The sequence below is a fragment of the Thermogemmatispora aurantia genome (assembly GCF_008974285.1).
Classification (GTDB): domain Bacteria; phylum Chloroflexota; class Ktedonobacteria; order Ktedonobacterales; family Ktedonobacteraceae; genus Thermogemmatispora; species Thermogemmatispora aurantia.
On record NZ_BKZV01000004.1, the window covers coordinates 235,219 to 247,803 of the forward strand.

The following is a 12,585-nucleotide window of genomic DNA, read 5'->3' on the forward strand; positions in this document are numbered from 1 at the left end:
TGCCTCGCCTTGGAGTCGGAGCGGGCGGAGAAGCGAGGCGTCGGCATCACCGCTGGGCTGGGCCAGGATTGAGATCGTCCGCTGGTCGACCGGCGCAGCAAGGCAATGGCCGCTGCGCTGTGCTGCGCGGCCCGGGCGGCAAGTAGACGGACAACCTAGCGGCCACGACGAGCCTGAGCGCGGCGGATCAGGGCGTCGGCAGCCACGGCGATCACCAGAACCACACCCTCCACCATCTCCTTCACATCGGTACCCTGGCTCTTCAGGTCGAGGCCGTTCTCCAGGCTGCCAATGATCAGCGCGCCAAGGATCAGGGTCCAGACCGAGCCTTTGCCGCCAAAGAGGCTCACACCGCCGATCACTGCCGCCGCGATCGAATCGAGCAGCAGCGTCGGGTCAATCTGACTGGCCACCGCCAGACCGCGCGAAGCCGCCAGCACGCCGCCGATGGCCGCCAGCGTCGAACACATCGTAAAGACCGCCACCCGAATCAGTGGCACATTGATACCAGCGCGGCGCGCCGCCTCGGCGTTGCCTCCAACGGCATAGACATAGCGCCCGAAGGGCGTCTTAGTCAGCAGGAGCCAGCAGAGCAGGATCAGCCCGGTCAGGAAAATCACCGACTGGGGCACGCCCAGGTAGGACTCGAAGAGAGCTACTGCGCCCTCGACAATCACCGCCACGGTCACGATCTGCAGCAGCAAGCGCGGCAGCGGTTGTGTACGCAGGCCGGCGCGCTTGCGACGCATATAATTGAAGACTACAAACCCAATATAGAGCAAGAGCGCCAGTGTTGGCAAGCCGATACCCAGCGCATCCGGCAAGTAATTATTCGCCAGCGAGACGATGAAGGTATCGTGGATAATCAGCGTACTCTGTCCGGCGAGCAGGTACAGTAAGAGGCCAGAGTAGCCGATAGAGGCCGCCAACGTCACAATGAAGGAGGGAATGCGGATGAAGGCGACCAGCAAGCCATTAATGAGTCCGGTGAGGGCACCCGTCACAAGGGCGGCCAGAATCGCCCAACCGGCAGACACTCCCTGGCGCTCGGTCAGCACGCCCATCACCACAGAGCAGAGCGTACTTACTGCCGCCACCGACAGATCGATCTCACCCAGCAGCAGCACCAGTGTACTGCCCAGAGCCAACACGCCGATCTGCGTAATCTGAAGCACCAGATTCGAAAGGTTACGCGGTGTCAAAAAGAGGCCATCGGTTGTCAAAGCAAAGTAGGCGGCAATGACCAGCAACGTCAGTAACACGGGCACAAAGCCCAGGTCGGTGCGCAGGAGCTGGCCCACCGTGGGACGCGGCAGCCTGGAGGGCACCTCAACGCTGGTTGTTGGAGCTGGTTGCTTCTGCTTCACAGCTTCACTCATGACTGCGAACCTCCTCCATTCGAGCCATTCGCGTCCACCTCAGCGCCGAACTCTGCGCCAGTGATGGCCGCTACCACGCGCTCAGGCGTCGTCGACTTCACATCGAAAGTAGCCACACGTCGCCCCAGGCGCAGCACAATCACGCGGTCCACGACCTCAAAAACATCGGCCAGATTATGCGAGATCACCACGACGGCCAGGCCCTGCTCGCGCAGGCGCTTGATCAAATTGAGTACCTGGCGCGTCTGGGCCACGCCCAGGGCCGCCGTCGGCTCGTCCAGGAGCACCACCCGGGCCTGACGCAGAATGGTCTTGGCGACCGCGATGGACTGGCGTTGGCCGCCCGAGAGCAGCGAGACCGGCACGCGCACCGAGGGGATCTTGACATCGAGCACGCTGAGCACGCGCAGGGCCTCGCGCTCCATAGACACCTCAGAGAGCACGGGCCAGATATCAAGTTCCTCGTGGCCGAGGAAGAGATTAGCGACCACATCGAGATTGTCGCAGAGCGCCAGATCCTGATAGACGGTCTCGATCCCCAGGCGTGTCGCTGCGCTGGGACCAGTGATCTTCACCGGGGTGCCCTCCAGGAAGATCTCGCCGCTGTCGGCCTGCTCGACGCCGGAGATTATCTTGACCAGCGTCGATTTGCCGGCGCCATTGTCGCCCACGAGGCCGACAACTTCGCCGGCGTAGACCTCAAAGTCGACATTCGAGAGGGCCTGCACGGCCCCAAACGCCTTACTGATACCGGTCAGGCGCAGACGTGGCTCAGCCACGCCCGTCTGGCCGGGCCGAGAAGGAGCGGTGGGTGTACTGATAGAACTGTCTGCCATGTGGCCTCCACAAACAATGAGCAAACTAATGACACACATGGCTCATCGGCGAGCAATGGGAGAGGCAGACAGGCCAAATGGCCGACTGACCGGGCGCCCTGCTCGCCGATGAGCTGGTAATCATGCCCGTTTCGCCTGCCGGTGTGCTGTCGCGATCTGTACTGCTATTATATAGCAGTGGCGAGATCGAGAGCAGCCCGAAGCGGAACCACACAGCGGCAGGCGGCCAGGAAGCAGGGGCTTAGCAGATGCCTCCGGTCCCTGGCGGGAGGCCCTGACAGATCTGCTCTTTGGTCACGAAGCCGTCAGCGAGGACCGTCGAAGCGATATTCGACTTATCGACGGCAACCGGTGTCTCCAGGACCGATGGAATGTTGCCGCCGTCCTTGGTCTTGGTCTGGCCGTTGATCAGCTTCGAGGTGTCTTCCCCTTTGCTGATAGCCGCCACCAACTGGGCGGTCGCGTTAGCCTCCTTGGTGATGGCCTTGTAGACCGTCATCGCCTGCTCGCCCGTCAGGATGTTCTGGATACCAGCGACGGTGGCATCCTGACCGGTGACCAGCACCTTCTTATCCAGGTGCTGAGCCTTGAGGGCGGCGATCACCGAGTTGGCCATACCATCGTTGGCCACATAGGCGATCTGGATATTGTTCTGGTTGGCCGTCAGGGCCTGATCCATCTCGGTGCGCGCCGTGTCGTTATCCCAGCCAGGCGTATAGGTCTCGTAGACCAGCTTCAGCTCGCCACTCTGGAAGAGCGGATCAAGCGCCTGGTGCGCGCCCTGGCGGAAGAGGATGGCGTTGTTATCGGTCTGAGAGCCGTTGATCATCACCACCCGGTCGCCCTTGTGATGATGCTGCACAATGTACTCGCCCTGCAGGTAACCGACGCGCACGTTATCGAAGGAGACGTAATAGGCCAGGTCCTTGGACTGGATCAGGCGGTCGTAAGCGATAACGGGAACGCCTTGCTGCTTGGCCTTAAGGACGATGGCGGCAGCGGCATCGCTATCGACGGCGCCCACCACCAGGATGCAGTCGCCGCGCGTCAGGTCGGCCTCGGCCTGGTTGAGCTGCTCGTCCTTGTTGCCCTCAGCGTTGTTATAGTCGACAGTCGCCCCGGGCAGGGCCGCCTTAATGCCGTTGATCAGCGCCGGCCTGTCCTTGGCATCCCAGCGCTCCGAGGTGGCCGTCTCCGGCAGGAGAATGCCGATTTTCATGCACCCTTTGCCATTAGCTGCTCCAGAGGACGAGGTCCCACCTGTGCTACCACTGCTGCCACAGGCGGCTAAAAGGAGAGATAAGAGCAGCGTGATCGCTACGGCAGCAAATCTGCGCTGTCGGATAAATAACGTCATTGTTCGCACCCTATCCTTTCGTAGAGAACTCTGTGCAATGAGCTAGACAGCAGGCATTGCCTGGTCGCAAGACAGGCCGCGGGTGAAAGTTACGCTACGAGTGCTGCCTGTCTCACTGAAGATGACTCCTCGCTGCCCCCGAAGGGGTAAGCGAAGCGGGCCGACATCGGCTCTGGCAGCAGCGCTCCTGCTCGGTTGCCCGAGGCCGCTGGCGGGCGCTTTGCCAGGCGCATGAGCAAGAGCACAGCGCTCATGCGTTTGTCCGTTTGTTCGCTCGTATGTCTGTCTTCAGCCGCGTGAAGCCCAGTGCTTGCCATTGACGGAGTCGGTCAGGGAGGGAAGGGAACTCAGGCTCCCCTCTCCTGCCGGGAGAGCTATCTACCTCCTTTCTTTCACCTCGCCTGCGCTCGGAGACGGAGTGGCCAGGACACAGCCGCTCTGGCAGCCATTGGCCCTGCCCTGGTTAGCGGCTCAGTGCCCCCCGACCGGCGCCGCTGCTGACCGATGCCACGGCTTTGGTTGCTGTAGCGCGCTCGCTTTCGCCGCGGGCCGCCGCCTCTTCGCGCGCGATCAAGATGCGTTCCCAGGCTTTGAAGAAGGGATAATAGAGTACAGCGGAAACAGCGAGATCGAAGAACTGCAAGAGGCTGCCACGAATGTCGCCCCCGGTAGCCACAAAGCCGCTGATTCCGACGGGAACGGTGAAGGGCTGCATCACCATCGGCACATGGACCAGGCCGAAGGAGAAGGCCAGGTAATTGATGGTGACGATGGTGACGGGAACCAGCACGAAGGGGATCATCATCAGCGGGTTGAGCGCCATAGGGACCCCGAACGTGACCGGTTCATTGATATTGAAAATCGCCGGTCCCAGGGCGACCTTGCCAACGGTCCGCAACTGGGCCGAGCGCGAGCGTAGCATATAGATCACCAGCGGCCAGGTCGCGCCTGAGCCGCCCAGGTGGGCGAAAATATGGAAAAACGGCTCAGTGACGATGCCGTGGGCATGAGCCGGGCCGGCGGCGGCGTTGGCGGCCAGTGTGCTGAACCAGAATGGGGCCGCGATAGCCGTGACGATATTCATCCCGTGGATGCCCACCGACCAGAGCAACATCATCAAGATGATCTCCAGTAGGGCCGCTGGATAGCTATCCTGCACCACCACCAGCGGCTCAAAGACCTTCATCAGCAGGATCGGCAGCGTCAATTGCAACGTCACGCGATGGCCGCTGCTGTCAGTCGTCGTCACTGTATGCGAGCTGACGAACCACTCCAGCAGCCAGATCGCCGTGATGAGCAGCACGGCGGGCACCAGCGCCTCGAAGGCGCGCTTGACATTGGCGGGCACGCTCTTCGGTAGGCGAATGGTGAAGCGCGAGCTGCGGAACCAGCGCATGACCTCACTGGTGAGGATGCCGATCAGGATAGCGATGAGCAGGCCCTGACCGCCGAGGTAGGGCAGGATGGTGCCCAGCGTCAGGCTGTTGAGGTTGGTGACCGGCATGCTGGCGACGAGGAAGAGGACCATCGCCAGGACGCCCGGCTGTACCGGCTCTGTGCGCCGGTACTGGGCGACGCTGTAGGCCACGCCAAAGGCCAGGAAGAGTGCCATGAGCCCAAAGGACAGGTTGAAAGGCACCAAAATGGCGTTCTGAATGCCAGGATGGGCCTGGAGAAATTGGGCAAAGGCGGGAATTGGCGGATTGGCGATGATCAGAAAGATGCTACCCGCGATGATCAGCGGGAGCGTGAAGATGATGAAGGCGTCGCGAATCGCCTGCAGGTAGATGTTGCTGGCGATCGCGCTCAGCGGCGGTACCAGATAGCGCTCAAACCAGGCGCTACTCTTTTCGATCATCGCATTCATGGCTGTGCCTGACCTTCCTGCGTCTCTTGCAGGAGCAAGAGCACTTGCTCCAGCACGGCCTCACCGTTCATCGTCGCATAGTGAAATGGCTCAATCAAGGCCACGGGCTTGCCGGCTTCCTGCGCCAGCTTCTCGATGCTCTTGCGCAGATGGCGAATCTGCGGAGCAATGAGCACCACATCGCACTCGTCCAGCCGGTCCATGTATTCACCGGCGCTCAAAGCCTCAACGCTGAGTGTGTAGTTGCGTGCCGCTGCCGCTTCGAGCATGCTTTCCACCAGCAGGCTGGTGGACATGCCCCAGCTGCAGACAATCAGGACTCGGATCATGCTCGCTCCTTCCCGCCGCACACTGGTTCGCCACCGCTTCCCTTGCCTGCCTGTTCCTGTTCTGGCCCTCCTCAATCCCGGTCCGACCAGACCAGCCACCGAGGCGAGGGGAAGGTCAAGGCTACCACCGCGCTGCGGGGTCACTCTTCTCTCTAGCAAGAACTATGCCAGGAATGTGTGTAGCACAGATAGCACACTGGAGGGACGCGCTAGCCTGTTGCATGAGTGCAATGGATGGGCTTGAGTCGGTCCGGCTGGGCCGGGCCGGGTTGGATGGTGCTGGACTGCATCGCTGGCAGGAATGGCCGCAAGCCAGGCGCGCCCCCGGCTCCCTTGAGAGATGTCGCTCGCTTGACTAAGGGTGCTCTGGACTTCCTTTCGCCTTTATTATACGTAGCCGGGCGGGAGATGACGCAGCCCTACTCTGCCATGTCGGGAATGGAGGAGAAAAGGCGCCAGACAGCGTCAAGAGCGGGCGGCGAAAATATCGAGCTGGCGCAGGATGCAAACGATATTGTAAGCCTCTTCGTCGGGTAGGAAGCGCCCGACCTGCTCTCCTAGTAGCTGCAGAGCATGGCGACAGATGGAGAGGTCACGGGCAAATTGCTGCTCGACCAGGCGGCGTACTGCCTCACTCACCAGCATCCCTTTGTAGGGAACGCCCCGCTCCAAAATGCAGGCCAGGTGAAGCATCAGGCCGGCCAGGACTTCCATGGGAAAGCTCTCGCCGACCTCGACCTCGATCAGTTCGATGACGCGATCGAGCAGGGGCATGACGCGCGCCGGGTTGAGAAAAATCATGCGCTGGCTGAGCGTCTCCGTGAGCTGGCGCACCAGATCGGCGCGGCGGGAGAACAGCTGCACCTGGTCCCGCTGGACCCCATTGCCATCGCTGAGCGCTTCCCCGGGGGAGAGGCGGCCCGCGGCCACCGCGCTGGCCAGGGACAGCGTCAGGGGGGGCGCCGCCCCTGGTCCCTGCTCGTGCCCGGCCTGCAGCAGCGCTGGATCGATGAGCGTCTCGCCGAGCAGCGTGCGCAGGCGGGCCAGGCCGTCGCCGAAGAGCAAATCCGTCAAGGGAATAAAAGGATAGTCGTCCAGGTGGGGGTTGATGGTGCCCACGACGGCGATCACCTGACGGTTGCCGACGAGCTGCTGGATGTCCTCGCGTGTCTTGTAAGAGAGGGTAATATCCATGCACAAAATCTTGATACCCTGCTCGTGCAGGCCGGGCAGGGCCTCGTTGATCAGCTCGGCGATCTTCGCGGCGCTGCCAAGGCCCGTCAGGCACACTGAGAGAATGACGCGCCCGGCCTCGCGGCTGGGGCCGGGGTCTCCGAAGCCTGGGGTGGGCAACGGCTCAGTGTGGCGCTCACGATCGCCGCTGCGATTGCTGATCGAGCGCGTCAGGGTCAGGCTCTCGGCCAGTTGATCGAGGCTCAGGTCGCGCGAGCGCTGGGCGCGGCGCACTGCCTCGATAACCAGGGGAGCGCTGACATCGGAGACCGTGCGCACACGGACACCGGTCTGTTGTTCGACCAGCTCGTTCAGGGAGAGCAGGGAGACGAAGTCGACGAGGAGCAGGACGCCGGCCCCCTGATCGGCCACGCGCACCCAGCTGGCGACCTGAGCCACCAGCTCGTCGGGGGACTGCTCCAGTGACAGCTCGACCCAGCGCACCGTTCTGACGCCGACCAGGGTATTGGCCAGCTCGGCCAGGCCAGCGGCGATGCCGCGCCCGTGGGCGGCGACTACAATACCAACGCCGGGCTGCTCGCTGCTGAGCAGGCTATCGGCATGGGCGAGGAGCACGGCCAGCACATCGACCTCGCTCTCGGGCAGCGGGGCCTGGAGGGCGCTGCGCAGTTGAGCCAGGGCGGCGCGCGCTACCTCATATTCGCGCGGATAAGTTTCGGCCACGGATTCGATAACGGAGGTGGGAACTTGATGACCGCGGGCCAGATGCTCCAGTGTGCTGGTGACGTGCATGGCCAGTACAAGCGCCAGCTTCTCGGGCAGGTCGCGCTCCAGGCGCTGGGAGGCGAAGTCGACCACGGAGCTGCAGGCGGCGGCGACCTGCTCGTCGACTAGATGCGGAACCGCTTCCTGACGGGCGCGCGTTACCTCGTCGGCGAAGCGCTGGAAGTAGTGTTGGATCTCTAGCTGCAATAACCGATTGACTTCGCTGTCGGTGAGGCCGCTGCGCCTCAGCGTGCGCACCTCCTGGCTGATGGTCTCGTAGAGGTCGCGGGCCGAGTGCGGGAGGACATCGAGGCTGAGGCCGGTGGGGGTGAAGATGTGAGCGACCTTGAGGACGTCAAGCAGCGGCTCCAGCGAGCGCTGCAGCTCGGCGGTACGCAGGAGGCCGCGGCGCACGTGGTCGGGCAGGCTGCTGACGTCAACGTGCAGCTCGCTGAGATTGCGCGTGCGGTAATCCAGATAGGCCCGGGCGCACAGCAGCTGGATGTCGGTGCGCAGTTGCCCGATGTTGCCGGGACATTCGTAGAGCAGGAGGGCCTGAATGACCTGCGGTTCAACGTGGATGTTGGCGCCGATGCTGCTGCATTCGGTGGTGAAGAAGGCGCGGATGAGGGCGTAGCGCTCCTGCATCGAGCGCTCAGCCAGACCGGGCAGTGTGATGAGCATAGGAATGCGCCGGCGGAAGGTTGGCAGCAGGGTGATGTTGGGGTCCTCGGTGGTGGCGGCAATGAGTAAAATGCTGGCCTGCCGCTCCTCGACGTCGCCGAGGCGACGGAAGCGCTCGCGGTCCATCAGATAGAAGAGCATCTCCTGCCCCTCGGGAGGGAGGCGGTGCACTTCGTCGAGGAAGAGGATACCGCCGCTGGCCTGCTCGACGAGGCCCGGGCGGTCGCGCTCGGCGCCGGTGTAGGCCCCGCGAACGACGCCGAAGAGGTGGGCCATGAGCAGCTGTGGATTGCCGGCGTAGTCGGCGCAGTTGAAGGAGACGAAGGGCGCGTTGGGAGGTAAAGCCCCGAATTCGATGGCAAAGGCATGCATCAGGCGCGCAAAGGTGGTCTTGCCCACGCCACTGGGGCCGCAGATGAGCGTGTGCAGCCCGTGCGGAGGGTAGAGCATGGCCGCCTTCGCCTGCTGAATGGCGACCTTCAGTCCTTCGTCGCTCCCGACCAGCGTTTCAAAGCTGGTAACTATGGCTCCACTCTGCATGGAGGCCACCACCACTGGCAGCTTGTTGGGAGCCTCTGGTCTGACCAGCTTCGGCAAATCAGACGGGCGGGTAGCCGCCGGGGCCTGGGTCTGCTGGGTCTGCTTCTGCTGCGACTCCCTGACCGGCGGTGGCTGTGACCCGACCGGCGACAGTGGCGGTTGGGGGGAGAGGCTCCTGACGGCAAACAGGACAGGACGGCCAGGAATACGCTCGACCTTCCCCTCCTGTGCTAACTGATTAAGGTCACGGCTGGCATTGGTGCGATCGATAGCGGCGCGTTCCGCGACTTCTTCGGCGCTGAACCCTCGCTTGCGCCTGAGCGCCGTGCCTTCGGGGGCAGCGGCGGCCTCCGCACACATGGCGCGCAAGATTTCAAAGACGCGATCTTTGCGCAGCAAGCGATGTCTTCCTTCTGACTGACCTGCTTAGCTCAGCTCAGCGGTTCCCCTGTCTGTTCAGTGTTCAGTTTAACATCACTTGCCCGTAAATACAACCGGGCGGCATTCCTGTCCCGGGACGGAAAGAGCTGGACCGGCCACCGCTGCGGCGATTTGGTGACGGACCTGTGAGGTGGCTGTACACCTGCCGCCCGCAGGCAGGTGTTGCTGGAAAGGGGTGAGCCTGGCAAACAGGACTGTGCTGACCTCATGGGCTGTTTGGCTCGGCGGGCGCTCTAAAGACAGGCTCTCAGGCATCGCAGCGGTTATAGATCTGGGTGAGTGCCTGGCGAAAGGCGGGATCAGTCGGTGAGACATTGTGGTCCGGGGTGATCACGACCATCAGTTCCCAACCGGGCACCGTTGGGAAGCGTTTCAACGTATAACGCCAGTGCTGTTGCTGTAGTGCCTGCACAATGGCTGGCTTGCTCTGATCCTGATGGACGAGTAGTAGCAGGGCATAGTGAGCTGCATGGAGCACTTTCTGACTATAGGCCGGTACACGTGCACGTGGCTCAGTCACCAGAATCTGCTGATTGGTGACAAAGGTGATGGGGTTGCCGACCCAGGCGGTCGCCAGGGCGTAGCTGATGTGCTGCTGGCGCAGATAGGTGATGATGGGCGTATAGTCACCCGGTGCCTGAACGCAGCCGGAGGTCTCGAATGTATTATGCGTGTTGGCCACCGCGTAGGCCGAGAACTGTGTGCTGAAGTAACAGATCAGCAGCAGCACCAGGAGCGTGGGACGCAGCAGCGACTGCCAGAGGGCGGGCTGCTTGCCCGGATGGGGCGCGCGGGGCTCTGCCCTGGCTTCTGTGTTGGGTGAGGCAGCTCTAGAAGCGGAGGCACCCTGGTCTGTCGCGGCGGCGCCATGCCAGCAGACAGTCGTGGCTGCCGCCAGGAAGAAAGGCAGCACTATGACCAGCGGCACCACGTAGCGCCCGGTCAGATCCCACGGCCCGCAGCCTGAGTAGACGCTGGCCACCGCCAGCGGATCGAGGCAGTAGATCACCGTCAGGCAGAGCGCGAAGAGGAGGGGCAGCAGCGTCAGGCGGCGCAGGCAGAGCAAGGTTGGCCGGGGCCAGATCCATGAGAGAAACAGGGTGCCAGCGGCCAGCGTCATTGCCAGGCCATTGATGACCAGTCCTGGCGTGAGAATGGCGGGATGGTTTTGAGTTACATAAGGCTCGGTTGGCAATGTGCCGCCGATGACGCGCGGGGCTATACAACGTGCATAGAAAGTGACAACTTCGCGCAGTATGTGGAGCCGGCTGCCTGGGGCGGCGATAGGATGTCCGCCGTGCAGCATATAGAGAAAATTCTCCCAGCTATGTTGTGCGCCGTAGATGAGCGCCGGCCCCAATCCCAGCAGCAGTGACGGCAGTGCCGCTGGTGCTGCAAAGAAGCCTGCTTTTAGCCAGGCCCATTGACTGCTCTTGCTCTGGCCTCCCTCGCTCTGCTTGTGCTGTCGCGGCCATGCCTGCCAGAGGAAGCCAGCGAGCCAGAGGGCCATCGTGGCCAGGGCGTAGGCGATCAAGGGATCGATCCAGAGGCCCAGGCCGATCAGCAGACCGATTCCTGCCCAGCGCCAGGCTAGCTCACGCCGGCTGGCGCCCTGCTGCCAGCGCTGAGTCAGGCGCAGCGTTGCCCAGAGCAGCCAGAGCATCACGATCATGGCCTCGGTATAGCCGCCGTAGGAGCGTAGTTCCAGCACGGCATCGTAAAGAGGGGGCAGAGCAGCGATGGCTGTCGCCACTATCAGGAAGAGCCGGCGTGGGCCTGCTCGTAGGCCCGCCTCGCAAGCGAGGGCCTCGCCAAAGCGCCAGGTGAGCCAGACGAGGAGCAGCGAAGTACAGCTCATCGCGATGCGCAGGACCAGTACCGATGGCCCGGCGATGGCGAAAAACAATGCAATGATATAGGCTTCCAGGCTCCCCATATAGGGCTGCCCGTAGTAGTAGATTGGCCACTCGCCATGCAGGATGTTCTCCGCCTGGATGCCGGTGAGCGCCTCGTCTCCTTCAATGACCGGGTTGTGACGAATCGCCAGAAAGAGGCGCACAGCCAGGGCCAGCGCCAGACAAAGCCAGAGTGGCCAGGCCTTTACCAGGTCCTGGCCTTTGTCTTGAAGACGGGCCAGAACCGGCTTGTTGGTCCGGCTCTCCCATCGCCGCCGGGTCTGCTGGGGCGCCTGCATGATCTCGCTTCCTGCTGACAACATGCGAGCTGTTCCTCCTCGCTTTGACTCTCCCCCTTGTTATTGCTGCCACAACTATACTCAGTAATCGCCAGATAGACAATCTCTATCGCTCTTTTTGTCTAAGTATATCCAGGTAATCATCTCTCCTCTTCCTATCGCTCGGAGCGGAAGCAGAACATATACATAAAAAAGCTGGCTACTCTCTAGCACCAGTGCAGCAGAGCCAGGCGGCGCGGGCCGACCTCTAGTTAGCTCAAGCGTGCTGCTGGCTGAGCGGCCAGCCAGCGAGCAGAAATGAAGGGAGCTTCAGAGAGATGACAAGCTATGTGGCCTTTTTTCGCGCGCTCAATGTTGGTGGGCACGGGGTGGTCTCCATGCCAGCTCTGAGGACGATGCATGAGGCCCTGGGACTGCAGGCAGTCAGTACCTATATCCAGACGGGCAACGTGCTCTTCACCAGCGCCGAAGGTGACGTCTCAAGTCTGGCTCGTCAGATTGAGGGGCGCTTCCTCCAGGAGTTTGGCTTCGCCAGCCGGGTCGCCCTGCGCAGAGCCGCTGATCTGGAGGAGACCATACGGGCGAATCCTTTCTTGCAAGAGGCCGAGCAGGCGCCTGAGCGTCTCGTCGTGCTATTCCTGGTTGCAACCCTTTTGCCAGAAGCAACCACAGCCTTGCAGCGACTGGCGGCTGCGGGACCCGAGCAGCTGCAGCTCTCGGCGCATGGTCAGGAGCTGTATGTCTGGTATGCCCATGGGATCGGACGCTCGAAGCTGACGACTCTGGCCCTTGAGCGTGCCCTTGGCTGTCCTGCCACAGGACGTAACTGGAAGACCTTGCTCCAGATAGGGCAGCTTCTCCGGCAAAGGCAAGAGGGAGAGTGGGCGTAGCCTGGGAGAGAGCGGCATCAGGGGGTCAGAAGAAACCAGCTCGCCCGCCCCGCTGTCCTCTCGGCGGAGCACCGGACCGGCTAGAGTAGCGCCCTCCTGGCTTGGGACA

The 12,585-nt window shown here is 62.5% G+C and carries 9 protein-coding genes; 1 reads left to right on the forward strand and 8 read right to left on the reverse strand.

The window, feature by feature from the left end:
- Window positions 1-155: 155 nt before the first annotated feature.
- The 8 genes from KTAU_RS13555 to KTAU_RS13585 all read right to left on the reverse strand — a co-directional run bounded on the left by KTAU_RS13555 (window position 156) and on the right by KTAU_RS13585 (window position 11,610).
- Entirely contained in the window at window positions 156-1,379 is a 1,224-nt protein-coding gene (locus KTAU_RS13555) for a sugar ABC transporter permease (RefSeq protein WP_151728888.1), read from the reverse strand.
- The gene (locus KTAU_RS13560) at window positions 1,376-2,158 is read right to left on the reverse strand and encodes an ATP-binding cassette domain-containing protein (protein ID WP_151729152.1); all 783 of its coding nucleotides are present in this window, start codon (window positions 2,156-2,158) and stop codon (window positions 1,376-1,378) included. Before KTAU_RS13560 ends, KTAU_RS13555 begins: the two co-directional genes overlap by 4 nt.
- Window positions 2,159-2,456: 298 nt before the next feature.
- Window positions 2,457-3,572: a sugar ABC transporter substrate-binding protein gene (locus KTAU_RS13565; protein WP_151728889.1), complete on the reverse strand. Its 1,116-nt coding sequence runs from the start codon at window positions 3,570-3,572 to the stop codon at window positions 2,457-2,459.
- Between the two features lie 89 nt (window positions 3,573-3,661).
- Window positions 3,662-3,826: a hypothetical protein gene (locus KTAU_RS21605; protein ID WP_170293283.1), complete on the reverse strand. Its 165-nt coding sequence runs from the start codon at window positions 3,824-3,826 to the stop codon at window positions 3,662-3,664.
- Between the two features lie 209 nt (window positions 3,827-4,035).
- Complete coding sequence (locus tag KTAU_RS13570) at window positions 4,036-5,439, reverse strand: PTS sugar transporter subunit IIC (RefSeq protein WP_151728890.1); 1,404 nt, start codon at window positions 5,437-5,439, stop codon at window positions 4,036-4,038.
- Window positions 5,436-5,768, reverse strand: a complete 333-nt coding sequence (locus tag KTAU_RS13575; RefSeq protein ID WP_112432183.1) for a PTS sugar transporter subunit IIB — start codon at window positions 5,766-5,768, stop codon at window positions 5,436-5,438. Before KTAU_RS13575 ends, KTAU_RS13570 begins: the two co-directional genes overlap by 4 nt.
- 465 nt (window positions 5,769-6,233) lie before the next feature.
- Window positions 6,234-9,350 (reverse strand): sigma-54-dependent transcriptional regulator, encoded by a 3,117-nt coding sequence (locus tag KTAU_RS13580; protein WP_151728891.1) that lies wholly within the window; start codon window positions 9,348-9,350, stop codon window positions 6,234-6,236.
- A gap of 289 nt (window positions 9,351-9,639) precedes the next feature.
- Entirely contained in the window at window positions 9,640-11,610 is a 1,971-nt protein-coding gene (locus KTAU_RS13585) for a glycosyltransferase family protein (RefSeq protein ID WP_151728892.1), read from the reverse strand.
- 293 nt (window positions 11,611-11,903) lie between these two features.
- Here KTAU_RS13585 and KTAU_RS13590 point away from each other — a divergent pair, with 293 nt between their 5' ends.
- On the forward strand, window positions 11,904-12,476 hold the full coding sequence (locus KTAU_RS13590; protein ID WP_151728893.1) for a DUF1697 domain-containing protein: 573 nt from the start codon (window positions 11,904-11,906) through the stop codon (window positions 12,474-12,476).
- Window positions 12,477-12,585: the final 109 nt, after the last annotated feature.